Below are 24,975 nucleotides of genomic sequence, written 5' to 3' on the forward strand. Positions count from 1 at the left end.
ATACTTTTCGGCGTCATTATGAATGGAACATCGTCATACAAAACCACTTGCTGTTACTGCGGTGTGGGTTGCGGAGTAGTGGTCAGTAAAACCCGCAACGGGCGAATTTCTGTAGAAGGTGATCCCGGCCACCCGTCGAGCAAAGGGATGCTTTGTTCCAAAGGGCGAAATCTACACTATACCGTCATGGATACAACCGACCGGTTATTGTATCCTCAAATGCGCCATAACAGGCAATCCGCTTTGCAACGGGTTAGCTGGGATACGGCACTGGAACGTGCTGCGGCAGTTTTCAAGACGTTTATTGAGAAATACGGCCCCGATTCTGTGGGTTTCTACGCATCAGGCCAATGCTTGACCGAAGAGTATTACGTGGTCAATAAGCTCATTAAAGGATTCATCGGGTCCAATAATCTTGATACCAATTCACGCTTATGCATGTCGTCGGCGGTGGTGGGATATAAAATGGCGTTGGGTGAAGATTCTGTTCCGTGCAGCTACGAAGATATTGAACTGGCAGACTGCTTTCTCATTGCAGGTTCAAATCCTGCCTGGAATCATCCCATAGTGTTCCGTCGGATGGAAGCGCACAAGGCGGCCAATCCACGCGTTAAGTTTATTGTAGTAGACCCGCGTCGTACAGATACAGCACGCATGGCTGATTTGCACCTTCAGGTCAAACCCGGCACCGACGTTGTGTTGCTCAATGCCATTGCCAAAGGATTGATTTCCAGAGGCTACATTGACGAACATTTTATCAGAAATTACACCGAAGGTTTTGACGTCTACCGCGTACAAGTGGCCGAACGCGACATGCGGGAGGCCGCTAAGATTTGCGGCATCAGCCTCCACGACATTCACCAAGCCGTTGAATACATCGGCAAGGCCAAAGGGTTTATTTCCATGTGGGCCATGGGTTTCAACCAGAGCGTTATCGGAGTGAACAAAAATTTGGCTTTACTCAACCTGCACCTAATTACAGGGCACATCGGCAAGGCAGGGTCGGGGCCGTTTTCGTTGACCGGTCAACCCAATGCAATGGGCGGTAGGGAAGTAGGTGGGCTATCGAACCTCCTGCCCGCTCATCGCAATTTGGCCGACCCTACCCACCGCCAAGAAGTGGCGGATTTTTGGGGGGTGCCTTCCCTCAATCCTAAGCCCGGACTAACGGCTACCGAAATGTTTCAGGCGCTCAAAGACGGACGCATGAAAGCCATCTGGATCATGTGTACCAATCCACTGGTAAGCCTACCCAACGTTCACCTTGTGGAAGAAGCTCTCCAAGCCGCCAAATTTGTGGTAGTGCAGGATATTTCGAACCGTTCAGACACCCTCGCTTACGCCGACTTGGTGCTTCCGGCGGCAGCATGGGGCGAAAAAACGGGTACCATGACCAATTCCGAGCGGAGAGTTTCGTACCTTAATCAATTCATGGAACCCGTTGGCGAAGCCCTGCCCGACAGCGAAATTATCGTCAAATTTGCCCATAAAATGGGTTTTGGCCACGCGTTTAATTACCAAAATGCAGCCGAAATTTACGATGAACACGTACGACTTACCAAAGGCACAAATGTAGATATCAGTGGTTTATCGCACGAGCGATTGCGTACCCAAGGCACATTTCAATGGCCCGTACCAACTGCTCAATCCAACGGAACGCCTCGGCTTTTTGGCGATCATCAATTCTATACACCTTCCCGAAAAGCACAGATTAAAGCCGTTCCCGACAGTAATCAATCCGAATCACTCAGCGAAGCATTTCCGTTGGTGCTGACCACGGGACGTATCCGTGACCAATGGCATACGATGACTAAAACGGGCAAGGTCAATAAGTTGAATCAACACATTCCGAAGGCCTTTTTAGAAATTAACCCTCTTGACGCCGCCGAGCGCGGCATCAAAGAAGGCAACATCGTAACGATCCAAAATCCTCGTGGGCAAGTACAGGTGCCCGCTAAAATCACCACAGATATTCGTCAGGGTGTCGTGTTTTTGCCCATGCATTGGGGCAAGATTTTACAGAAAAATGCCGTCCGTGCCAATAACATTACCAACGATCTGGTAGACCCTTATTCCAAAGAACCTGACTTTAAATATTCGGCGGTTGAAGTACAAAAATTCAAAAAACCCAAAGAGCGTATCATCATCATTGGTGCGGGAGCCGCAGCGTATACGTTTGTTACGTCTCATCGCCGGCATAATCTCATCGACGAGATTCATGTATTCAGCAAAGAACCGTTTGCATTTTATAACCGCGTCATGCTGCCCGATTATATCAGCGGCGCCATGCGATGGGAAAAATTGCTCAAAATGCAGGACGATGAACGGGCGTTGGTTCATCTACACGAAGCGGTAAGTATCGAATACATTGATCGTGAGCGCAAAACCGTTCGTGATTCGCAGGGAAATACGCATTCTTATGACCGTTTGATTATTGCAACGGGCAGCCGAGCAGCTACGCCACGGGATTATGATGTTTCGTTGGAAGGTGTTTTTACCATGCGCACACGGCAGGATGCCGACGGTCTGATGCGCTATTTGGACATTAATCATCTCACTCCCAACGAGAAACCTAAACACATTGCAGTAGTGGGTGGAGGTTTGTTGGGACTGGAATTGGCGGCTTCACTCCGCCATATCGGGCATCGTGCTACCGTGATCCACCGCGCTTCACGCCTGATGAATCGCCAACTCGACGCCACGGCCAGCGCTCTTTTGCACGAGGAACTCAAAGACCGCAACATTGATATTTACTATAACGATGAAGTCAAATACCTGACAGGTGAAAACAACAAAATAACCGGCGTACGACTGACGTCCGGCCAAGTAATTGTTTGTGACGCCGTCGTGTTTACAATCGGAACAACTCCCAACGTAGAAATAGCACGAAAAGCAGGGTTGGATGTTCAGCGCGGAGTGGTGGTGAATGCGTATCTTCAAACCTCCGATCCGTCCATTTTCGCCATTGGCGAAGTGGCCGAATTTGAAGGACAACAGTTTGGCATCACTGCCGCCGCCGAAGAGCAAGCAGAGGCATTATGCGCTTACTTCAACGGAGATATTCAGAGTTATTATCGGCCCACCATTTCCATGAATATTTTAAAAATGGAAGGATTAGAGCTGTGTTCATTGGGCATGACCGAAATTCCCGCCAACGGCGCAGGTGCGGAATACGAGGAAGTGCTTTTTATGGACAAGCAAAAACGGTATTACAAAAAATGCATCATTCATGGGGATAAACTTGTTGGGGCGATTTTGTTAGGAGATAAATCCGAATTTGTTGAATTCAAATCTTTGATCCAACACCAAACCGAACTTTCGGAAAAACGCCTCAAGTTGCTCCGAAGCGGAAAAAGTGCCCCCGCTCTCAAAGGCAAACCGGTATGTTCCTGCAACAATGTCGGCGATGGAAATATACGGGAGGCCATTGCAGGAGGCTGTACTGATTTTCAGGTGCTTTGCCAACAAACAGGTGCCGGAACAGGTTGCGGCAGTTGCCGACCGGAAGTAAAAGCCATGCTTCAGAAGAGTCTGGAAAAGTCAGGAGAAAAAATTCAGAAATGACAAGCGAAGGATGATGTCAATAGTTGATTCTTTCGAAACCCGGAAATAATAAATCTTGTATTGGGTGAACTTTCAATTTGCGGAAAAGGTTTTGCAATAATTGCCCAAAACGAACATAGTTATGCAACACGCTATTTTTCAACCTTTTGTCAACAATGCCATCGCTGTTTTACGAAAGTCTACCGACATGATCGGACTCGCTATTGCAGGTTCATGGATCACCAACGAAACCGATTCGTACTCTGATCTTGACCTTGTTTTGGTCTCCACCACCAAATTATCCGATGATCCGATGCAGATGAAAGCCGTTGCCGATCAACTCGGAACGATTCTTTCCGCTTTTACAGGTGAACACGTAGGCGACTCGCGCGTACTTATCTGTTTATATACCAATCCACTTCTGCACGTAGACATAAAGTTTATAACTTTGGATGAATTCTATCACCGAGTGGAAAACCCAATTGTGGTATGGGAACGCGACAATCAACTGACAACCGTTATTGAGAAAACGCAAGCCGCTTGGCCTTATCCTGATTATCAATGGATCGAAGATCGGTTTTGGGTTTGGATCCATTATGCCACGTTGAAGATAGGCCGAGGCGAACTGTTTGAAGCCTTTGATTTTCTCGGCTTTTTAAGAATGGTCGTTTTGGGACCTTTGTTACATATCAAGAACGGAAATCAACCGCGCGGTGTTCGAAAAGTAGAGGCCAAATTGGCCCCTGAGGATTTTACCGAACTTACCCAAACCGTAGGTCAAATGAACAAAATTTCTTTGGTTGCTGCCTTGTGGAAATCCATTGAACTTTATGAGGATCTGCGTAAACATCTTTTTAATTCGACCATTCAGCTTAAAGTTGAAGCGCAGGAGGCCGTAAAAGCGTATTTGCAGGAAATAGAAAAAAATATCTGAACAGGTTAATACTCAAACCCAATGGCCTATCTCCGTATTTCAACACCGGGCGGCGTAGTGACACCCGACGAGCTTCAACGATTGGCGGCAGTATCACGCCAATGGGCACTGGGAAAAATGGAGGTAGGTTTTCGGCAGGATTTGTTAATGCCCTGTACTGATTCTCAGCTTCCTGCGCTCCGAGAGCACCTTAGCTTACAAGGATTTCAGGTAGAAGGCGAGATTCCGATTCATCCAAACATTGTGTCATCGGTGGTGGCGCAGAATATTTTCCCTAAATTATCATGGTTGCGGTCGGGCGATTATTTAGACATTTTGGATGAATTTGATTTTAAACCGCGCCTCAAAATAAACCTTATTGACCCTACCCAGGAATTGATTCGTCCGCTGACGGGCGAACTTAATTTTATCGCCTCGCCAACGCCTTCGTTTTGGTATTTGGCGGTCAATCTACCTGCTTTGGGAACCATGCAGGTATGGCCTGAATTATTGGACGGAGAACAAATTGCGGAATGGGTCAAGGCAATAGAACATGTTTGGTCAGCATCCGACTCCATTCGTAGTTTTGATGAGTTATTTCAACTTGTTACGTCCAAGTTTGCGGGACGTTCGCGTCGTATTCAGAAAGAACTCAACCTTACGCCCAAACCTTACCCGCACCACGAGGGAATTTACCGTTACGATGAGCGCTATTGGATCGGCCTTTATCAACGCGATAATGAATTTGAAGCGTCGTTTCTTGAAGCGCTTTGTCAGCTTTGCAAAGATGTCAAGATCGGTCGCCTCTATCCTACTCCTTTCAAAACGTTCATTATACGTGATATTCCAAAGGAAACCATTTATCAATGGGAAAAACTATTGGGAATTTGGGGAATTCACACGCATTATTCTTCGCTCGAACTTAACTGGCAATTGCCCGATGCAGATGCGGCGGCGCTGCGTCTCAAAACAGAGCTCGTTGATGCTTTTGAACGCACCCGCATTCGTACTTCAAGCCTTAGTTTCAGCATTGGTCAACGGAACGCCGACACCACATCAACCATTGTTATTGAGCCACTTTCTACTGACTACCAACGTTTTCGCATTGTTCATTCTCCCGATTTCTTTATTGGAAATACCGAATGGGAAACCTTTGCGGCCGACGTAGCGCGCAAAAACCTCCCCGAAGTCCTGCGACGTTTGGCACAGAAATATTATGAGCAACTTTCAACCGAAAAAAAGACAAGCCTCACGCGAAAAACGGCTACGCTCAAACCCATTATGACCGAGACGGTAATGCGCTGTAAACACTGCCTCACCGTTGCCGAACTTCCCGCGCCCTTGCCTCTTTTATATGTATGCCCCACCTGCAATGCCCCTGCCGGCGATTTTGTAGAAGTGACGTTGGAAAGGTTGCCTTAATGTAGGCAATGTGCAGGCGGTTTTTCTACAATGTGCAGGCGGTTTCTCAAAACCGCTCTTACTATACACTACAGCTCCTTCTAAGTTACCCATAGCTCTTTATTGCGTCATAACCATGCAGGCGGTTTCTCAAAACCGCCTGCATGGTTATTAAAATCTGCCGTAAATTATGGGGACCAAACGAGTTGCATTTTCTGACGACGAACGCTGCTTTTTTATTACAACTTCCTGTTATCAACACAAATACCTTTTGTTTGACAAACAGTGCTTTGATATTTTATTTGATAATTTCCGTTTTTACAATCGACGCTATCAGGCTAAATTGCTCGGTTATGTTCTTATGAGCAACCATATTCATTTCATTGTATTTTTTCAGGAACGTAATTTTTTATCAAAGTACCTGCGCGATTTTAAGAAATACAGTTCGTTACAATTGAGAGCCTATATTTCTAGAACTCACCCGGAAATTCTACCCGAACTCGTGTATGAACATCGGTCTCAGCACTATAAAATATGGGATGACGAATTTGATGATGTCGTGATTTTCAGCCGTGATGTGTGTGAAACTAAACTTACTTACATGCACCAAAATCCGGTAAGGGCAGGAATTGTTAAAGAAGCCACTGATTATCTTTATTCAAGCGCAAAGTTTTACGAATATTGGCATTTTGACATACAATCTGAGCTATTGCATTATTTGGAAGTATTTTAACGAGGTTGTGAGCAACCTCTTGCTTCGGTTTTGAGAAACCGAAGGCACATTAGGCGTGCAGGCGGGCGGTGCGCCGCTGCAATTCTCAAAACCGCCGCCGGGGTTACTCATAACCCCGCGTCAAATCATCAAATTACATCCGCGCACATCCGAATTATCAAAGCGCCCGATCACCTCAAATTGTGCAGCATCTTCTCCCACAAAACGGCCCAAATCCTGCGTTTCAATGAAAGCGCAGGAATCAAGATTGGCTAAATCTATTACATTAATTCCTCCATAGCGAAGTCCTGCCTGCGGCTTATCAAATACGGCTCGCGGGTCATTAATGTCGCGCAGTAAAATCCGCATCGTGGCTGAGGTATTAAAAATGCCATCACCTTTTGAGTACGACTGAGAGAGCAATTCTGTCATGCCGTATTCTGAATGAATGGCCTTTACTCCAAATGTTTTTGTCAACACCTCATGTACTTCTTCGCGGAGCATTTCACGGCGACGGCCTTTCATCCCACCCGTTTCCATGACTATCAGACTTGCAATATTTCGCAAGCATTCCAACTCTTTTTCTTCGCTGAATTCGGCCAGATCAAGCAATGCAAAAGTCACTCCCCACAAAATCACGGTACGACCGTCGAGGTTTGGGGCGAGATTTTTGAGGGTTATCAACAATTCATCCACATTGTGCAGAAAAAAACCCGAAACGGACGAGTTTGTTTGCGCAATAAATTGCTGAACCATATACACCAAAGACGAGTTATTTCGTTCAAGATAGGATGGCAGTAAAGCTAACAAATGGCAGTTCGATAATGAACCGTATGTTTGTTCAAAAATCTTAATGCTAATGTCACTATACCATTCCAAATCAGCCACATGATGACGACTGGTTTGGGCGCCGGTCGTTCCGCTACTTTCAAAAGTAGTCTGAATAATGGGCGATTCTGTGAAAACGGCATGTTTTTTGAAAAAACCGATCGGCATAAAAGGAATCTGCGTCAGCGACTGAACCTTTTCAGGATCACAATTTAAATGACGCAGGTATTCATGGTAAACCGGATTGGAGCCGGCTTGCCAACGAAAAATCGCTAATGCTGTGTCCTCAAAACTATCGGACGTAACATTTTTCACTAACTGTTTTAAATATTGACGGCGAATCATCAAATTTGACTTTTTTACAAATTACGGATAACTTTACCAACCATGAAGACCATCTTTCGTTTTTTCCTTACCATATTTATATTATCTGCTGCTACAACAAGTTGTTGGACTCCCCCGTCTTATAGTCCTGTGCCCGAAATTGTGTTTAACAGCATGGATAAATTCGAGGTTATTGAACCTTTTTCAAAATCAAAACAGGATTCGGTTGTCATTACCATTGATTTTAAAGATGGCGATGGTGATTTAGGCGAAAGTACCGATAACCGTGGCAATGCAAACTACAACATATGGGGGAATTATGAGCTCCGTACCTTTAAGAAAGTAAGTGGTAATAAATTTGAAGAAGTAATTCTGGCCGCTAATGCTAAGTTGTTCTTTCCGGTATTGAAACCGGACCGCAAAAAAGGCCCAATCGAGGGAAAACTGGATTATGCCGTTTATTTTCCTTATTCAAAAAACGCGAAGTTAACTACTGTTAAATTTCAAATAAGAGTTCGTGATCGCGCTCTTAATGTCAGCAATGCAGTAGAAAGCGATACACTCTCTGTACCTTTATTGTAAGAAAAACGCCGCAATCGTTTCTCTTTCTACAAGTGTTTTGGTAAAACTCCGGAGTTTTACCAAAACACTTTTTTATGTTCCACAAAATCTGTTTTCTCGGAATAGTTATCGTGCTATAGCTGTTACAATACTTACCCGTACACTTACTTAGGGTGGCAAGATACGTATAGAGGCAAAGGAAAACCGGACAATTTGGGCAATTCATCAAAAGATACTTCTAACTACCTTTAGGCACGAAACTCTCTCGTAAATCCCCGTTGCGTGATACATTACAGATTCAATAAAAAAGGGCAGTCTGTCGTAACAAACTGCCCTTTTTTGTATATCTGTCTAATTCTTATTCTATATCTTCTGCTACGTCTGCGGCTTTCTTAAACATATCAATGACCAACGAGACACGGAAGGTATTGGCCAATGGACTTCCTTGGGTTTGAGGCATAAGGTAGGCAAAATCAATTCCGTAACGCTGTTGTATACGTGCTCCGAAACCTACGGTGAAATACTTGCGATTTCCTTTGGTTTTGGATTCGTTAAAGTATCCGAAACGAACGGCAAATGCATCGTTGTACCAATACTCAACACCGGTTGCGATCATAAACTCCCGAAGTTCTTCACTAAAGCCACCCGGTGCATCGCCAAAGGATTTGAACATTGCCGAAATAGTTCCGACATCTTGTCCTGAAGCAGTACCACCCGGCGTAGGAATCATCAATTTATTCAGATCCAACGCGAAAGTGATCTTATTTAATGGGTCAATGTGACGCGTAGCGGTACCGCCTAATTTAAGGGTAGTTGGAATAAAACCACTTGTAGTACCACCGTAATTAACTTTTCCGCCAATATTCTGAATCATCAATGCCCCCGAGTAATGCCAGCCTTTACCGGTCCCCTCGTCTATATTTTCGTTTTGATAAAAGGCACTGATATCCCCTGCGGCAGTCTGTCCTGCTTTCAATGCAGAGCCTCCTAAGAGTTGAACGCCGTTACCGAGGTTGGAAACCAAATATTTCACGTTCAAACCCATCGAAAAATGGTCTGTCAATTTCCGGGAATAGGCGATTGAACCATAAAATTCATTTGAATAATAATCTCCTAATGACGTACCGAAGTTGTTACGGGCTTCAAATTTACCGTGGTCAAAATACATTAAGCTAATACCGACCGCTTGGTTTTTGCCAATTTTTTTAAAGCCCGACAAATAGGCAAAGGACATATCCTCAGTAATGTTACGCAGCCAGGGAGTGTAGGAGAGAGCTACTCCGTATTCCTTTTTGGCGTGGACCAATTTTGCAGCTCCCCAGTACACCGAATTGGCATCGGGACTCAGGGCAGCTCCGGCATCTCCCATCGCTGCACTGCGTGCATCGGGCGTAAAGGCCGCAAACGGTACGGAGGCTACTACCGGGCGTCCACCTGTGCTATCCTGCCCACCGGAAGTAATTTGTGCCAATGAATTTAAGGAACCGCAAAAACCCAAAAGTGTAAAAATGGGAGAGATTTTTCTTATCATAAGGAGATTTGTTTGCCACTATTACCCGTACCTTCTTCCTCAAAATCACGATATGGGCGTTTCAAAAATAGAGTTCTGTTTAAGAATGTGCAAAGATATTAATTACTATTTTCAAAATCTATTTTACCATTATTAACTTACCGCTTTGACGCTGAGTTTGTTGCCTTGTCAGCGAGTGAACCCATACATTGTACAGATATACGCCCTTTGGAACATTTTGGATTGAGTGGTCGGTGCCATCCCATGTAAATAGTTCCAAAACTTTGTCCGAATTATAAATAGTCTGTGCTTCGGTACGAATTATCCTTCCGTTTATATCAAAAATTTGAACCGTAATTTCTACATCATCTCCTACATCAACGAGTTCAAGCTGTAAGTTAGTACGTTCAACAAAAGGATTAGGATAGGCAATTATATTTTTGATGAGTCTTATCTCCTCACCTATTCTAAACCTCAACGCCCCCTCTGTGATATTATTGTACGTATCTTCTACTTTCAATTTTAAGGTATACTCACCGGCAGGCAGCCTGTGAAACGGAAACTGAATACTACCTGAACGATAATCATCTTTGTTTGCTATAAAATAATTATTTAACGGTATGGTTAATGTATCATTCAGAGTTACAGTCATATTTGCAGCAAAATTCAGGCCATTTTCATCACTTAATTCTGCAATAAAAAGAGGGCTGTCTTCTACTTGGCTGCCATCTGCAAATTGTTTGTTGTTTAAATACATTTGCAGTACCGGAGGCTTTGTATCATTCAAAGCTAAATCTTTTCCTCCCACTATGAGTTGAGTGCTACCCCCCATTGCATCGGCCAGGCTGTCTGCCCGAGCGGCATATATTTCCACCTTTCCGTTTCCAAATTTTGGGTCAATATCTTTAGGAACAATGAATTGTGCGCTGAATTTACCCGCTTTTACGCTCACTTTTCCCTCAAATATCTTCTTATTGTATAACCCATACGTCATTTTGGGATTAGCAGGGGTTGCATAAGGCGCTTCACCCCGGGCTTGGTCGCCAAGGGTAAGCAGTTGACTTTCTTTATCATAAACGGTCACAATGGCCGTTCCGTTAAAATCCGTTGCTAAGGCCGCGCCTTGTTTTATCTCCCCCGATAACTTACCCAATCGGCCTGCTTTAAGGGTATCATTTACCACAACACTTACTTGGTAATCGCCATAATTTAATCGCAAAGAAGGATCGCCTAACAGCGTAAAATTGCGATTGAGAACATCGTAATAACTCTTATTTTTGGTCACTTTCATTACATCTCCAAGGCGCGGCATCTGTCCGTTTAGGGGTTGAAAAACCGCCCTGTAAAAAGCCGAATTCACCAAAAAATTAGTATTTGCGTACACAGGTCGCGAAGTAGAGAGCATGGCAATGGCTCCACCTCGCGGGCTTACTACGGCAATTTCCGCGCCGGATACTTCTCCGGGATTATCATAGCGCCCAAACTCGCAGGTGGCCGTTACGATCAAAGGTAAATTATCTAAGTTACGCCAATTAAACAGGTTTTGTAAGGTCACGATCTGTTCATCCGACCACGTAGAAATTCCGCCATGTCCCGTATAATTCATGATAAACGCCCCTTCATTTATGTAACGATCAACGGCCTCACTTGCGCCCGGGGCACGCTGAGAATTGGAGCCCGATTGAGGATAAGCATCGACATATACCTTTTGCAGGTTATAGGCAGGAGCCGATCCGGCCACTATTTTGGAGAGATCATCCGCATCCTGCTGATGAAGATTTGAATCACCATCGTCGGCTACGAAGACAATGCGCTGCCGCCAATTTCCTTCTGAGCGTTTAGAATTATACCTTATTAATTTATTCACTACCGCTTCCGCTTCTTCAATTGTTTTGACCGGCAACCTTCCGATGCCAATGTCCAGCGTATGATTTCCTTCCAAGTCTTCTTTCCAAATGCCATCGTCGGGTTTTAAAAAGCCAAAATAATCATCCGAAGAAAAGCTGCGTACCGGATGTGCCGATTCATTGCTTTCGTATGTCGGCACAAAATTGGCTATTTCCGTACCGGAGAGGGCTTTAAGGTTATTCTTGAAATCATAGCTCGCATCCCCGAACAGCAACAGGTATTTGAGTTTATTAGGTTGTTTATTATTCAGGTACTTGGCCAGATCCCGCATCGCCGTTGGGTCAGGCTGTCCCGAAGAAAACTCATTATACACCTGTGCCGTTGTCACGACCTTCACCTCCAGTCCATCATTTTGTTGCCGAAAATCAGCAAGTTTTTGCGCTTGCTTCTGCCAAACGGGCGCCGTTATGATTACCATATCGGGAGTAGCCAAGCTTCTGATGCTTTGATTTTGAATGGGCTGAAATGAAACAGGTGTTTTTAATTGATTCTCCGCAAACACTACAAACCGCTTCAACGTTTTGCCGGCAGTCCCAAAAGTTGCTTCCGAACCATTTATAACATAGGATTGTGTTCGTGGTCGAAGCGGATCGGTAATATCCCAAAGCTGCATTTGAGCGTTAGCTTGCCCGATACTATAGCGAACAGAATCCTGCTTAAGCGAGCTTATGTTCTGAAAAACAGTTTGTTGATCGTACAATCGCAAAGTACGCTTTACCTGCAATCCTACAAAGTCAATGTACCCATCAGCATTGGACTGGCCTGCTTTATCAAACGTTGCGGTAATGGTAACACGAGCAGGAGCCGTTGCATTGACGGTCAACTTTGCAGAGTGTGTTTGCTGTGTTCGTTGGCCCCTTAAATCATAGCGATTTGTAGCACTCATGGCCGAAACTGTTCCCATGGATTGCTCTCCTACCGGTTGCCCGTTGATGGCGAAAACAAACTTTGTAGCCACCTGTGCCGACGCCACGGTGGCTGCCGTTAACTTCAATGAGTCGGATAGCGCACCGCTCAGATCAGCGTTAAATTCCTGCCGCGTTTGGGTTCCAAAATATTCTCCCCACCATTCTCTTCCGGACTGTACACGGTTATAAAGTTCACTTTCCAGAAATACATAATCGTCGAAAGCAGTCAATACCGGTCCGCCGGTTCCTGCCTTTTGTGCTTGAATGCGTAAACCGGGCTGTGTGCCAATCTGCAGGAAATAAAAAGTAGTATCCGAATAAACATTCAATTGGTGAGTCATACGTTTTTGGGTGGAATCATATCCTATTTCATGTGGACTTTTTCCAAAAAACCAAAGCGCATCTCCCTCATCAAAACGTCCGTCATTTTCTCCTTTTACCATTACCGCATTTTCGGTCAGGTCAGTAGCGCGCGGTGTCTTATTGAGCTGCGGAAGCATAGCGCCTCCATTGCCGAACAATCGCAAATCTTTAGGATTGATCTCGGTAGGATTAACCCCTATTTTCCGTAAAAAGGCCGCATCAAGCTGATAAACTCCCGTTTGTGTAATTCCAATTTTAAACAAACGCCCTTCATTTAACACAGATGTTTGAGCAATCCCGGGCAACGCCGATTGCAACATAAAATAAAAAACTAAACAATAATACGAGTAACAAAAATACATTAGGCCGGTCGACCTTTTCCTGTCCTTTTGATCTTTCGTTTTTTCAATACAATCCTGTGTAGTAGTTTTCTTCACTGCGCACACTCTCCATTAAATTTTTATACTTTTTCAACCCATGCATGGGCTGCCACCAAATATTTTTTTTGAGAAACTTTCTCTACACAAACGATGCGTGTACGACGCATCGTACCTCGAACAAAAACTTTTTGGTTCAGTCGAAAAAGCTGTCCTTCGGATACTTGACTTACCATGACCAAGTCTGTTTGAGGAGCGTCAATCGTTTTAAGCGCCTGCATCAGCGGCAAGTGTGTTCCGGTAGAAGCCGTCGGATTTTGCGCATAATGCCGAAGGGGAGTTAAAACAGAAATAGGGAACACCGTATCGTTCATGACGGGAACAAGTAATCCGTAAAAATGACTTTTCCAAGCTTTCCCATGCGGCGGCTGACGGCGTTTATACGTACGATACACTTCTAAATGCGCCACCTCATGTAAATAAGTAATCAGGAAATTATAAGGATTCAAATTTACATTGACCGTAATGCGTTCACGATAACCGGGCTGCGCTCTGAAATCTCCCAGTCGTGTTCGTCGGGGCTTAGAGGCCACAAAATCAAACTGATAACGCTCCCACAATTGATAACAATACCTTACTGAAGCGGCCGGGACATGTCCCTCCAAAATTTCCATCATCACCACTTTTGCTTCCACCAACATGCAATAATTAAAATCTGAAAACAAACTATTCTATCCCAAAATCAGTATACAAATTATACCTTAATGGCCGGAAAAATAAATATTCTTTCAAAAAGAACGATTCAATTGAGGCCTTTTAATTTAAAGCGATGCTTGCAGCTTAACAAAATCGAACAGGCATTTTTAATTAAAATTTAAGGTGAAATAGCACAAACGAGTTGCAAGGTTAAAAAAATCAGTCAAACTTCTGAAGATTACTTTTTTTCTTTTATATGCCTCTTTAAAAAACCGGTTTATTGAAAATACCTTTGTAAAAACCGGACCACTTCACGTTTTTTTTAATTATATTAATTATATTTTTTCAAATAATATAGAGCAAATTCTTAATTGATTGTATGTTTGCGTTTTAATTTACACTAAAATACTCTTTTGTATGAAAGTTTCAGCACTTAAATTCTTTTCACCACTCGAAAACAGTAAGCCTGTCGAAAAAAAGGCAAGCAAACCGGTTATTCTTAAAGGTTCTATTTCCGGTTCCGGAAAGCTTGTTTTTCCTGACAAGATCGTAGAAAAACTGGGCATTGACCCCTCTGGCACTCTTTTCAAAATCGGATCTCAAGCCGGTAAACGCAAACTCTCTTCTCTTTATTTGGTTCCTGCTACTGCCGGCGAACCGGATCTATTTAAAATGGTTAAAGCGGCAAAGAGTTTTACTATTCCATTGGGGGTTATATTAAAAACAGGTGGCGTTGATTACAGCGATACCAAATACAGCTTCATCATTAGTTCATTTGAATACGAAGGCGTAACGGCATTCGAATTGGAATTAGTTAAAGATCAGGCGGAAAAGGTACCCTATACGGGAAAACCCCGTGGCCGCAAACCTAAAGTAAAAGAAACGGAAGAATAAAATAATTCTGCTTCCGCTTTATTATTAACAGCCTATCAATCAATTAAACGTCTTTTGTTGATTGATAGGCTGTCGTTTTTATAATTAACGCTTATTGCCTCACTTAAGTCTTCCTCCTTCGTTTCTTCTTTACATCCTTTTTTGCTTCTGTATCTGAAAGTACCTCAAATGACGACCGAGTTACTGCTTGAAAAGCGCTGAAACTGAATCGTTTTACTCAGATATAGGTAATTCTGATAATTTGTTGGCTAAACTGACAACAATCAACCACTAAATTCTGCATTTTTGTCCATCGAACCAAGTAGCGGTTTTTTAGTGTTCATTAAAGTAACTCCAATTTATTGAAGACGACCATAACAAGAATTATTAACCATTAACTGTGCCCGGGCACATAAATCAGTAACCATGAACCACGGACAAGAATTTAGAAAGTATGCAGTAAAACATTTGGGTATGAGTGGCCTTACGGTAGATGGCTACGTGAATCATACCGTTGAAAACATGACACGCGCCATCATCGAAGAGCGCCCGATGAACTTCCGTGAGGTCGATGTTTTTTCTCGCCTCATGGCCGACCGCATTATCTTTTTCGGAATGCCGGTCGACGACCAGATCGCCAACATCGTAGTAGCTCAATTATTATTTTTGGAATCAGCTGACCCTAAAAAAGATATTTTGATGTACATCAACAGCCCCGGCGGGTCGGTGTATGCAGGAATGGGAATTTATGACACTATGCAGTATGTTCGCCCTGACGTAGCTACCGTTTGTACCAGTTTGGCCGCTTCGATGGGAGCTGTATTGCTGGCAGGTGGTGCGGCAGGTAAACGTGCAGCGCTTCCGCATGCTCGTATCATGATCCACCAACCTTCGGGAGGTGCTCAGGGTCAATCGGTTGACATCGAAATCACCGCACGTGAGATCGTAAAACTACGCGAAGAATTGTACGAAATTTTGGCGAATCACACCGGTCAAACGATTGAAAAAATTGAGTCTGACTCTGACCGCGATAAGTGGATGCGTGCTATTGAAGCCAAAGAATACGGCTTGATCGACGAGGTATTGACGCGCGAAAAATAGTCATTATCTGTGGTATATAAGTGACGGGCGTCTGATGGTTTTGAACCGTCAGACGCTTTTTTCATGACTCATTCCTTACTTCTCGCTCCTGACGCCTACCTTTGTGTCATGCATCAGAATTACCATTTTTTACGGCATTTGACCGAAGCACTTCGTCCATTGGTTAAGGGACTGAAGTTTATGGAATGTTTCAGTCAGGAGAAAGATGAATTGGTTATTGCATTGGCTCACGCTCGTGGGAAAAACAATTACTACCGTCCTTTCTACATCCGCGCCACATTGCGTCCCGATTTTGCCTGCCTTAATTTCCCCGAAGATTTCAACCGCGCTCGCCAAAACAGTGCCGATCTGTTTGAAAATCTGTATGATCTGGAAGTAGTAGACGTCCGTCAATTCGAAAATGAACGAGCGTTTGGGTTGGTCTTGGAAAATAATTTTACCTTGATCTTTAAGTTATTCGGCAATCGTTCCAATGCTGTATTATTCCAAAATGATGAAGTCATTGACCTATTTCATAACCGATTGGTTTCGGACAATAACCTGCGTTTGTCAGAACTTGACCGTGAGCTAGACCAGACATGGGAAGCATACCAAGCTGCCAATTGTGACCATCGTAAAGTATTTCCAACTTTTGGAAAGGAAGTGAATGCATATTTGGAAGAACAATTTGTAGGGGCAGGCCCGCGCGGCGTACTGTTTGCGTCTGCCCAAGCAAGCGTTGTTACGGGGGCAGTCGCAAGGCCTGCCCCTACAGCACATCCCGAGCAACGCTGGCAGATCATCCAAGATACGCTTACGCTGCTCTCACGTCCTGCGTTTACGATCAGTCTTTGGAATCATCAACCTACGCTTACGCTTGTTCCGCTTGGCGAAGTGATGCGGGAACACACAAGTGCCATTGTTGCTATCAACGATTTCTATACTACTTACAATCGCGTAGGCGTCATTGCCAAAGAAAAAGGAGAAGCACTTAAAATTTTGCAAAAACGCATTCATCGCACCGAGCAATATTTGGAAGATTCTTTTCAGAAGTTAGTGGGAAAAGACGGCGAGGTAAAAAACGAAGAGATCGGTCATATCCTGATGGCGAATCTCCATCAAATTCCCGAACGCTCCGAACGAGTGACCTTGTTTGATTTTTACCGAAATCAAGATATTGACATTAAGCTGAAATCCGACCTTACACCTCAACGAAACGCCGAGACATATTACCGCAAATCAAAAAATGAGCGCATAGAGATCGAAAAATTGCAGGAAAACATTGCTTTGCGAGAAGGCGAATTGGAAGAACTTAAAAATCATGTTAGCACGATTGAAGAATTTGAGTCGCTAAAATTATTACGTAAATACCTCAAAACAAATAACTTGCTGAGCGAAACGCCCATTTTATCTCCTACTCAGCTGTTCAAACATACGGAATTTGAGGGCTATGTGATTCTAATAGGCAAAAACGCCAAAAACAACGATTTGCTAACCAAGAAGTACGCCTATAAAGAAGACCTCTGGCTCCACGCCCGCGACGTAGCCGGCTCGCACGTGGTGGTAAAATACAAAGCCGGTAAGAAGTTTCCGAACAGTGTCATTGAGCGTGCCGCGCAAATAGCAGCGTGGTATTCCAAACGACGCAACGAGACCCTTTGCCCCGTCATTATGACTCCCAAAAAGTTTGTACGAAAACCCAAAGGTCTGCCCGAGGGAGAAGTGATCTTGGACAAAGAAGAAGTGGTAATGGTTGAACCTAAAGGGGTTTAATTCTTAACGAAGACTGCCGGATGATCAATTCACCTTTCACTTTTTGCACCACGGGCTCAAAAGTATCTTTGTGAATGATATTGTCGATCAAAAGTGCGGCGGCCGTTTCACCGACATTGAAGGGAAAAAGGTGAAAAACCGTCAAAGAAGGCTCGATCAGTTCGGCGATCAGTTCATCCCCAAATCCTGCAACAGCTATATCAGAAGGTACATTTACATTTCGTTTTTTCAATTCTACAATTATTTCGATGGCATTGGCGTAATGAACCGCAAAAATGCCGTCGGGCTTTTCGGCCAAATCCATCCATTCATTCAAAGCAGATAGCGGCTCGCCTTTTTTGAAATTACTGTGGTAAATCAATGCTTCATCCAACGCAATACCATATTTGGTCAAAGCAGCTTTGTAGCCCTCCAAACGTGCATTGCTGATCAATAACTCACGCGGACCGGCAAAGACAGCAATGCGTCGACACCCCTGCAAAACCAAGTGCTCAACCAAAGCAAAACTTCCTTCAGAATCTTCCTGAACCACTTTAGCAGTTTCGACTTCATTGCACACACGGTCGAAGTGAACAATAGGTAACCCTTTTCTAAGCTGCAATTTGATGTGCTCAAATGAGGTAGTTTCTTTGGAATGACTGATCAACAAACCATCTACCCGACTCGCTACAAGCGCCTGTACGTTAAGTGTTTCGGTCGAATGTGATTCATTTGATTGGCAGATCATTACGCGATAACCCGCTTCAGTTGCCACCTTCTGGATTCCGGCCAATACGCCCGCAAAGAAAGGGCGTTCTATATCAGGAATAACTACGCCAATGGTATGCGTCTCGCCCCGGTGAAGGCTCTGTGCCAGCAAGTTGGGACGATAATCCATCTCAGTTGCCACGCGAAGAATTTCCTGACGTGTCAAGGCATTGATATCCGTACTTCCGTTCAGCGCCCGCGACACCGTAGAAGGTGCTACCCCCAACGCTTTGGCAATATCAACAATGGTTGTTTGGTGCGGGGTTTTCGGGCTTTCTCGGTGCGGCGAAACAACGGTAAAATGAACCCCGCAGGCTTTGCAAAAGAGGCGCTGTTTTCCCCGTACAAAACCCGACTTTACCACATTTTCGCCGTTACCGCATTTTTCACAAACTGCCATCAAAATTGAATTTTTCCAAGTTTATCAATAAAAATCAATTCGCTTTCATTTATGGGCAAAGTGTTGCCTTTTATACAATTTCACAAAAATATATAAAATAACTCATTTTAAAATAGCTATCGGTTGCGTTTCCGAAAACGTTTCCGATAGATACATTTTGATTTTTTCTAAAATAATTCAATGATATTTTTGAAACTTAGACATCTTCCCCTAACATTAACTACATTTTAGTCTACACTACGCTAAACAGCATTTAGAACAGGCATTGCCGATAATTAAAAAAATTGTACAATTTCAATATGATCATTTTACTGAGGCCATTCGTTCTTATTCTTAAAAATTGAAGTTTGTTTTAAAATTTCATCCAAAAGAAATCCTAAACATTTCTATGTCAAAATCACCTCAAACCTCCGTTTCCAGAAGAAAATTTCTAGCACTGACTGCCAAAGGCGCAGTAGCCTCCACGGTCATTGGCGTTCCGACGATTGTCCCTGCTTCGGTGTTCGGCAAAAATGCCCCAAGCAATAAAATTAATATCGGCCAGATCGGCTGCGGCCGCATCGGTCGCGACCACGACATGGTCGGCACGTTGCAGCACGATGTAGCGCGCATGATTGCCGTCTGTGATTTGGACAAAAACCGTCTGGAAGACGGCAAGAAACTCGTCGAGGGTTATTACGCCAAAAAAACGGGCAATGCCAACTATGTTGAGGCTAAAATGTACGATGATTACCGCGAAATGTTGCTCAACAAAGACATCGACGCCGTTATCATCAGTACCCCTGACCACTGGCATTCACAACCTGCCATTGAGGCTGCATTGGCGGGAAAAGATGTCTATCTTCAAAAACCTACCTCCCTGACCATTGCCGAAGGGCGTATGTTGAGCGATATTATTCGTAAAAAAGGGACAGTGCTTCAGGTAGGAACGCAGCAACGTTCTTCACCGCAGTTCAGAATTGCGGCTGAATTGGTACGCAATGGCCGCATTGGAAAACTGCATACCGTAAAAGTAGGTCTTCCCGGCGACCCATCAGGGCCTTCGGCACCAACGATGCCTGTTCCCAAAGGGTTTAATTATGATATGTGGCTTGGTTCTACTCCCGAAGTGCCTTATACCGAAATTGGTGTTCACCCACAGCAGGGCTATGGCCGTCCGGGATGGTTGCGCATTGAGCAATTTGGTGCGGGGATGATCACGGGCTGGGGACAACACCATTTTGACTCAGCAGCATGGGGAATGGACACCGAACTAACAGGGCCCATTTCAGTACAATCGGTGGCTGAATTTCCCAAATCAGGTTTGTGGAATGTTCACGGAGACTTCATGGTCAAAGCCGAATACGCCAACGGCATCACCATGTACACCAGCGGAGGTTTCCCCAATGGAATCCGTTATGAAGGAACCGAAGGTTGGATCTTTGTATCAAGAGGCAATTATGTAGCCTCGGCCAGTGATCCCGTTTCTAAAGCCAACAGCAGTAAAGCATTAGATGCCAGCGATCCTAAAATCCTGACGTCGGTTATCGGTGAAAACGAAATTCACCTGTACAAAAGCGACGAACAACACGGCAACTGGCTCGAATGTATCAAAACGCGTAAAGCGCCGATTTCGCCCGTAGAAGTTGGACACCGTGCGTGCAGCGTTTGTTTGGTAAGCCACATTGCGATGAAACTGCCACGTAAATTGCAGTGGGATCCCAAAGCGGAGCGTTTTGTCAACGACAATGAGGCAAACGCCATGCTGAGCCGTCCGCAACGCAAACCTTACGGCACAACCAATATAAAAATGTCTTAAACAATCAGTGAAGTGTGAAGTGGGTTTTGAGAAACCCACTTCACACTTCACTGATTCGCGTGTCGGCGGTTTTGAGAAACCGCCTGCACCTGTCCATAAATGTGGTAGCGGTTTCTCAAAACCGCCACCACAAACCCAATAAACCCAAAAAATTGTGGTGCAGCTTTTGAAAAAGCTGCACACTAACCAGATAATCCATGAAAAATTCCGAGAATCAACGACGTACTTTTTTGAAAGAATCGGTAGCATCGGCCGCAGGTCTTATAACACTTCCTATGCTTTCCAATGAAGCTTTTGGTCATATCAAAACCGAGAAAGTTGTTCCTTCACCTCAGCAAATTCAGTACGATACACCCCGCATCAAATTTTCGGTCATCGGTATGAACCACAGCCATATCTATGGCCAGGTCGAATCGGTAGTACGCGGTGGCGGGCAGTTGGTATCGTACTACGCCAAAGAAGCGGATCTGGTAGCGGCGTTTGCCAAACGTTACCCACAAGCCAAACTCGCGTCAAGCGAAAAAGAAATTTTGGACGACAAGTCCGTTCAACTCGTTTTAAGCTCGGCCATTGCCAACGAACGTGCTCCGCTTGGGGTGAGAGTCATGAAAAGCGGCAAAGATTTCATGTCTGACAAACCCGGCATTACAACCCTCGAACAGCTCGCCGAAGTACGCAAAGTGCAAAAACAAACAGGTCGCATTTATTCGATCATGTACAGCGAACGCTTTGAAAACAGAGCCACGGTCAAAGCAGGAGAATTGGTGAAAGCAGGAGCCATCGGCAAAGTAATTCAGACGATTGGACTGGGGCCGCACCGCATGAATCCAAAAACACGTCCCGAATGGTTTTTCCATAAAGAACAGTTTGGAGGAATTATCTGCGACATTGGCTCTCACCAGTTTGACCAATATTTATACTTCACCAACTCTACCCAAGCCGAAGTGGTAGCGTCCCAGATCGGCAATACACATTACCCACAATACCCTGACTTTGAAGACTTTGGCGATGTAATGCTGCGTGGAAACGGCGGCATGGGTTACATTCGCGTTGACTGGTTCACACCGGATGGGTTAAAAACATGGGGCGACGGACGTTTGACGATTTTAGGTACTGACGGATTTATTGAGATCCGTAAGAACATCGACATCGGCGGACGCGACGGCGGTAATCACCTGTTCCTGACCGACCAAAAAGAGACTCGCTACATTGACTGTACCCAACAGGAATTACCTTACGGCCGTCAACTCGTCGATGATATTCTCAATCGTACCGAAACGGCTATGACGCAGACGCATTGTTTCTTAGCCACCGAATTAGCCCTCAAAGCACAAAAAAACGCCCAACAGATCAATTTGAAGGCGTAGACAGTCATGTAGGGGCAGGCATCGCGTCTGCCCTTCTTCTCATCGATAATTTTTGAGGCAAATGAGATAGGCAGACGCAATGTTGGGCAGATGCAAGGCCCGCCCCTACGGGAAGGAAACAAACCAATGATTTACACCATCCATTTATATTAATTCATGCTTTCTTTTAAAAGTATTCTCTTTTTAACAGTCGTGTTTTTGACTGTGAAAGGTTGGTCTCAAACAAAAATTACGGCCGTAAAAAGCAACTCAAAAATTGATATCAGCATTAACAATAATCTTTTCACGAGTTACATCTTTTCGCAGGACGAAAAATACCCCTTTTTCTTTCCCGTCAATGGGCCTTCCAATGCCGGCGTTACATCTATGCGCAATGGAAATTATCCTCACCACAGTTCGTTGTTTTTTGGTTGCGATAAAGTAAACGGTGGCAATTATTGGCAGGAAGGATTGGAAAAAGGACAAATCATTTCGTTACGGGCAGATATTGTCCAATCGGGTGGCGACAAAGTCGTGATTGAAAATGAGTGCATCTGGCGTCGTCCCGAAGCAAATGCTCCCATCAAGGATTTTCGTACCATTACCATAACCGCTCCTTCCAAAGACCTTTATCAGATCGATGTTGACATCACGATGGAAACATTGATGGATGTAACGATTCAGAAAACGAACCACTCGCTTTTCAGCGGCCGCATTGACCCTGATCTGGCCGTTATCAACGGAGGAACGATGATCAATGCCGAAGGAAATCAAGCCGAAAAAGGCACGTTTGGCGTAAAATCACCGTGGATCGACTGTTCAGGAAAAAGAGGCGAAAAGGTAGAAGGCATCACGATCATGCAACATCCTTCCAACCCTTGGTACCCTTCGCCGTGGTTCACCCGCGACTATGGTTTTTTCTCGCCTACACCCATGTATTGGCCGCAGGATGATAAAGCGACAACGATGAAAAAAGGAGAGAAATTAACGCTTCGTTATCGTGTGTTGGTTCATTCAGGCAATCACCAAACCGCCAACGTGGCGAGTCTATTTGAGAAATATAAAGCAGAGTAATTTTTTATTTAACCACAGAGTTTCACGGAGTACGGCAGTGAGTGTCACAAAGTTCGGGCCGTGGTACTGGATGTTATAAACACAGAAAATGGCATTTATACACACGATGCGTTGGTTCGGGCCAAACGACCCTGTTTCATTGATGGACATTCGTCAGGCGGGTTGTACGGGCGTTGTCACGGCGCTGCACCAAATTCCCGTTGGAGAAGTCTGGTCCGTGGAAGCTATCCAACAACGTATTCAACTCATTGAAGCAGGTAATGATCGCTATGTCCCGTTGAAGTGGGAAGTAGTGGAAAGTCTACCTGTTCACGAAGACATCAAAAAAGGCTTACCGAGTCGGGAGCAGTACATTAATAATTATAAAGAATCACTTAGAAATTTAGCGGCCTGCGGCATAAAAACCGTTTGCTACAATTTCATGCCTGTATTGGATTGGTCACGCACCAACCTTCACTACCAAATGCCCGACGGAGCATTGGCTTTACGGTTTGTGTGGGAAGATTTTGCGGTGTTTGATCTGTGCATTCTCCAACGCCCCAATGCCGAAGCAGATTATACACCGGAAGTGCAGGAGGCCGCAAAAAAGAAGTTTACAGGCATGACATCCGAAGCACTGGCCACGCTTCAAAATACCGTTCTGTTGGGATTGCCCGGTTCAAACGAAGCCTTTGAGTTAGCTACTTTCCAAGGATTATTGAACAATTACAAACACATCGGCGATAAGGAGTTACGACAACATTTGTACTACTTTATCCAACAGGTGGCTCCCGTCGCGGAAGAAGTCGGGATCAATCTTTGCATTCATCCTGACGACCCGCCAAAGCCGCTTTTAGGCCTGCCGCGAGTTGTCAGTACCGAGGCAGATCTGGCGCAGTTGATGGATGCCTGCGACGTGCGTGCCAACGGCATTACGTTTTGCACCGGTTCACTGGGTGTACGGCCTGATAATGATTTGCCAAAAATGGTTGAACGTTTCGGCGACCGAGTCCATTTTGTACATCTTAGGACAACTAAAAGAGAGGAGAATCCACTCAATTTTCACGAAGCGGCTCATTTGGCCGGCGATGTGGACATGTATGAAGTCGTAAAAGCTTTTGTCATTGAAGGAAAAAGGAGAAAGGAACAAGGCAAAAAGGAAGTTCGAATTCCGATGCGCCCCGACCACGGGCACCAGATGTTGGATGATTTGAACAAAACAGGTCGTGATAAGTCATATCCGGGCTATTCGGCCCTTGGTCGTTTGAAAGGACTGGCCGAATTGCGCGGCTTGGAAATGGCAATCACAAGAAATCTTTCGGAAGAATAAACAGTGCTTTGTCAATTTCTACATTATGCCTTTTATCAAAGTATGGATTCATTTTGTTTGGTCAACTAAAAACAGAATCCCGTTTATGCACACCCGCGAGATTCGTCAAACCATTTTTACTCATATTAAAGAAAACGCCAAAGAAAAAGGTATTTATATTGATTTTATCAATGGATATACAGATCACGTTCATTGCCTTGTATCTCTCGGTATTGACCAAAGTATGAGTAAAATTATGCAGTTGATCAAAGGGGAATCTGCTTTTTGGATCAACAAACACGGAATTTGTGGAGAAAAGTTTGAATGGCAGGATGAATATTTTGCGGTATCAGTTTCTGAATCTGTTGTAGATAGGGTAAGAAATTATATCAGGCATCAGGAAGAACATCATCAAAAGAAAACATTTGCTCATGAGTATAATGAATTCATTGAGAAATATGATTTTCAAAAATTTAAATGATAAAAGATTTGGCTAAAGCCAATGCTATTCTTTACCTATTTATCTCCTAAAGCAGGAGACAATGCATGAAA

At 44.4% G+C, this 24,975-nt stretch carries 18 protein-coding genes; 13 read left to right on the top strand and 5 right to left on the bottom strand.

What is annotated here, in order from left to right; translation table 11 throughout:
- Positions 1-18: 18 nt before the first annotated feature.
- The 4 genes from ACQY73_RS14195 to ACQY73_RS14210 all read left to right on the top strand — a co-directional run bounded on the left by ACQY73_RS14195 (position 19) and on the right by ACQY73_RS14210 (position 6,590).
- Positions 19-3,564: a molybdopterin-dependent oxidoreductase gene (locus ACQY73_RS14195; RefSeq protein WP_428667149.1), complete on the top strand. Its 3,546-nt coding sequence runs from the start codon at positions 19-21 to the stop codon at positions 3,562-3,564.
- 121 nt (positions 3,565-3,685) lie between these two features.
- Positions 3,686-4,477 (top strand): nucleotidyltransferase domain-containing protein, encoded by a 792-nt coding sequence (locus tag ACQY73_RS14200; RefSeq protein ID WP_428667151.1) that lies wholly within the window; start codon positions 3,686-3,688, stop codon positions 4,475-4,477.
- Between the two features lie 21 nt (positions 4,478-4,498).
- Positions 4,499-5,878 carry a hypothetical protein gene (locus ACQY73_RS14205; protein ID WP_428667153.1) on the top strand — a complete coding sequence of 460 codons (1,380 nt, stop codon included), beginning with the start codon at positions 4,499-4,501 and terminating at the stop codon, positions 5,876-5,878.
- 169 nt (positions 5,879-6,047) lie between these two features.
- A complete protein-coding gene (locus tag ACQY73_RS14210; RefSeq protein WP_428667155.1) occupies positions 6,048-6,590 on the top strand; it encodes an REP-associated tyrosine transposase in 543 nt (180 codons plus the stop codon).
- Between the two features lie 120 nt (positions 6,591-6,710).
- On the opposite strand, the gene ACQY73_RS14215 is transcribed toward ACQY73_RS14210, so the two are convergent.
- Positions 6,711-7,742, bottom strand: a complete 1,032-nt coding sequence (locus ACQY73_RS14215) for an acyl transferase (protein ID WP_428667157.1) — start codon at positions 7,740-7,742, stop codon at positions 6,711-6,713.
- A gap of 153 nt (positions 7,743-7,895) precedes the next feature.
- Between ACQY73_RS14215 and ACQY73_RS14220 the strand changes: the two genes are divergently transcribed.
- On the top strand, positions 7,896-8,303 hold the full coding sequence (locus ACQY73_RS14220) for a hypothetical protein (protein WP_428667158.1): 408 nt from the start codon (positions 7,896-7,898) through the stop codon (positions 8,301-8,303).
- Between the two features lie 337 nt (positions 8,304-8,640).
- Here ACQY73_RS14220 and porV read toward each other — a convergent pair whose 3' ends face one another.
- The 3 genes from porV to ACQY73_RS14235 form a co-directional block, all read right to left on the bottom strand.
- Complete coding sequence (gene porV / locus ACQY73_RS14225; protein WP_428667160.1) at positions 8,641-9,813, bottom strand: type IX secretion system outer membrane channel protein PorV; 1,173 nt, start codon at positions 9,811-9,813, stop codon at positions 8,641-8,643.
- 118 nt (positions 9,814-9,931) lie between these two features.
- The gene (gene porU / locus ACQY73_RS14230; RefSeq protein ID WP_428667162.1) at positions 9,932-13,291 is read right to left on the bottom strand and encodes a type IX secretion system sortase PorU; all 3,360 of its coding nucleotides are present in this window, start codon (positions 13,289-13,291) and stop codon (positions 9,932-9,934) included.
- Positions 13,292-13,431: 140 nt separating this feature from the next.
- Positions 13,432-14,049 carry a sprT domain-containing protein gene (locus ACQY73_RS14235; protein WP_428667164.1) on the bottom strand — a complete coding sequence of 206 codons (618 nt, stop codon included), beginning with the start codon at positions 14,047-14,049 and terminating at the stop codon, positions 13,432-13,434.
- A 412-nt stretch (positions 14,050-14,461) separates the two neighbouring features.
- Here ACQY73_RS14235 and ACQY73_RS14240 point away from each other — a divergent pair, with 412 nt between their 5' ends.
- The 3 genes from ACQY73_RS14240 (at position 14,462) to ACQY73_RS14250 (ending at position 17,770) form a co-directional block, all read left to right on the top strand.
- On the top strand, positions 14,462-14,938 hold the full coding sequence (locus ACQY73_RS14240) for a hypothetical protein (RefSeq protein ID WP_428667166.1): 477 nt from the start codon (positions 14,462-14,464) through the stop codon (positions 14,936-14,938).
- A 405-nt stretch (positions 14,939-15,343) separates the two neighbouring features.
- Positions 15,344-16,018, top strand: coding sequence for a ClpP family protease (locus tag ACQY73_RS14245; RefSeq protein WP_428667168.1), 675 nt, complete (start codon positions 15,344-15,346; stop codon positions 16,016-16,018).
- Between the two features lie 108 nt (positions 16,019-16,126).
- Positions 16,127-17,770 carry an NFACT RNA binding domain-containing protein gene (locus ACQY73_RS14250; protein ID WP_428668467.1) on the top strand — a complete coding sequence of 548 codons (1,644 nt, stop codon included), beginning with the start codon at positions 16,127-16,129 and terminating at the stop codon, positions 17,768-17,770.
- Here the strand turns inward: ACQY73_RS14250 and ACQY73_RS14255 are convergent.
- Entirely contained in the window at positions 17,757-18,917 is a 1,161-nt protein-coding gene (locus ACQY73_RS14255) for a LacI family DNA-binding transcriptional regulator (RefSeq protein ID WP_428667170.1), read from the bottom strand. The genes ACQY73_RS14250 and ACQY73_RS14255 overlap by 14 nt on opposite strands.
- Positions 18,918-19,305: 388 nt before the next feature.
- On the opposite strand from ACQY73_RS14255, the gene ACQY73_RS14260 reads away from it, so the two are divergent.
- The 5 genes from ACQY73_RS14260 to tnpA all read left to right on the top strand — a co-directional run bounded on the left by ACQY73_RS14260 (position 19,306) and on the right by tnpA (position 24,904).
- Positions 19,306-20,715, top strand: coding sequence for a Gfo/Idh/MocA family protein (locus ACQY73_RS14260; protein ID WP_428667171.1), 1,410 nt, complete (start codon positions 19,306-19,308; stop codon positions 20,713-20,715).
- 197 nt (positions 20,716-20,912) lie between these two features.
- Positions 20,913-22,082: a Gfo/Idh/MocA family protein gene (locus tag ACQY73_RS14265; protein ID WP_428667173.1), complete on the top strand. Its 1,170-nt coding sequence runs from the start codon at positions 20,913-20,915 to the stop codon at positions 22,080-22,082.
- A gap of 156 nt (positions 22,083-22,238) precedes the next feature.
- A complete protein-coding gene (locus ACQY73_RS14270; RefSeq protein ID WP_428667175.1) occupies positions 22,239-23,135 on the top strand; it encodes a PmoA family protein in 897 nt (298 codons plus the stop codon).
- 88 nt (positions 23,136-23,223) lie between these two features.
- Complete coding sequence (gene uxuA, locus ACQY73_RS14275; RefSeq protein WP_428667177.1) at positions 23,224-24,444, top strand: mannonate dehydratase; 1,221 nt, start codon at positions 23,224-23,226, stop codon at positions 24,442-24,444.
- Positions 24,445-24,469: 25 nt separating this feature from the next.
- Positions 24,470-24,904, top strand: coding sequence for an IS200/IS605 family transposase (tnpA, locus tag ACQY73_RS14280; RefSeq protein WP_428667179.1), 435 nt, complete (start codon positions 24,470-24,472; stop codon positions 24,902-24,904).
- Positions 24,905-24,975 lie beyond the last annotated feature (71 nt).

The sequence above is a fragment of the Runella sp. genome (assembly GCF_965279615.1).
Taxonomy (GTDB): domain Bacteria; phylum Bacteroidota; class Bacteroidia; order Cytophagales; family Spirosomataceae; genus Runella.

Bases quoted from the DNA above. Each gene is read 5' to 3' on its own strand.
- uxuA (WP_428667177.1), top strand. From the start codon at position 23,224: ATGGCATTTATACACACGATGCGTTGGTTCGGGCCAAACGACCCTGTT.
- porV (WP_428667160.1), bottom strand. From the start codon at position 9,813: ATGATAAGAAAAATCTCTCCCATTTTTACACTTTTGGGTTTTTGCGGT.
- ACQY73_RS14250 (WP_428668467.1), top strand. From the start codon at position 16,127: ATGCATCAGAATTACCATTTTTTACGGCATTTGACCGAAGCACTTCGT.
- ACQY73_RS14220 (WP_428667158.1), top strand. From the start codon at position 7,896: ATGGATAAATTCGAGGTTATTGAACCTTTTTCAAAATCAAAACAGGAT.
- ACQY73_RS14265 (WP_428667173.1), top strand. From the start codon at position 20,913: ATGAAAAATTCCGAGAATCAACGACGTACTTTTTTGAAAGAATCGGTA.
- ACQY73_RS14260 (WP_428667171.1), top strand. From the start codon at position 19,306: ATGTCAAAATCACCTCAAACCTCCGTTTCCAGAAGAAAATTTCTAGCA.
- porU (WP_428667162.1), bottom strand. From the start codon at position 13,291: ATGTTGCAATCGGCGTTGCCCGGGATTGCTCAAACATCTGTGTTAAAT.
- ACQY73_RS14195 (WP_428667149.1), top strand. From the start codon at position 19: ATGAATGGAACATCGTCATACAAAACCACTTGCTGTTACTGCGGTGTG.
- ACQY73_RS14235 (WP_428667164.1), bottom strand. From the start codon at position 14,049: ATGTTGGTGGAAGCAAAAGTGGTGATGATGGAAATTTTGGAGGGACAT.
- ACQY73_RS14255 (WP_428667170.1), bottom strand. From the start codon at position 18,917: ATGGCAGTTTGTGAAAAATGCGGTAACGGCGAAAATGTGGTAAAGTCG.
- ACQY73_RS14270 (WP_428667175.1), top strand. From the start codon at position 22,239: ATGCTTTCTTTTAAAAGTATTCTCTTTTTAACAGTCGTGTTTTTGACT.
- tnpA (WP_428667179.1), top strand. From the start codon at position 24,470: ATGCCTTTTATCAAAGTATGGATTCATTTTGTTTGGTCAACTAAAAAC.
- ACQY73_RS14215 (WP_428667157.1), bottom strand. From the start codon at position 7,742: ATGATTCGCCGTCAATATTTAAAACAGTTAGTGAAAAATGTTACGTCC.
- ACQY73_RS14205 (WP_428667153.1), top strand. From the start codon at position 4,499: ATGGCCTATCTCCGTATTTCAACACCGGGCGGCGTAGTGACACCCGAC.
- ACQY73_RS14245 (WP_428667168.1), top strand. From the start codon at position 15,344: ATGAACCACGGACAAGAATTTAGAAAGTATGCAGTAAAACATTTGGGT.
- ACQY73_RS14200 (WP_428667151.1), top strand. From the start codon at position 3,686: ATGCAACACGCTATTTTTCAACCTTTTGTCAACAATGCCATCGCTGTT.
- ACQY73_RS14210 (WP_428667155.1), top strand. From the start codon at position 6,048: ATGGGGACCAAACGAGTTGCATTTTCTGACGACGAACGCTGCTTTTTT.
- ACQY73_RS14240 (WP_428667166.1), top strand. From the start codon at position 14,462: ATGAAAGTTTCAGCACTTAAATTCTTTTCACCACTCGAAAACAGTAAG.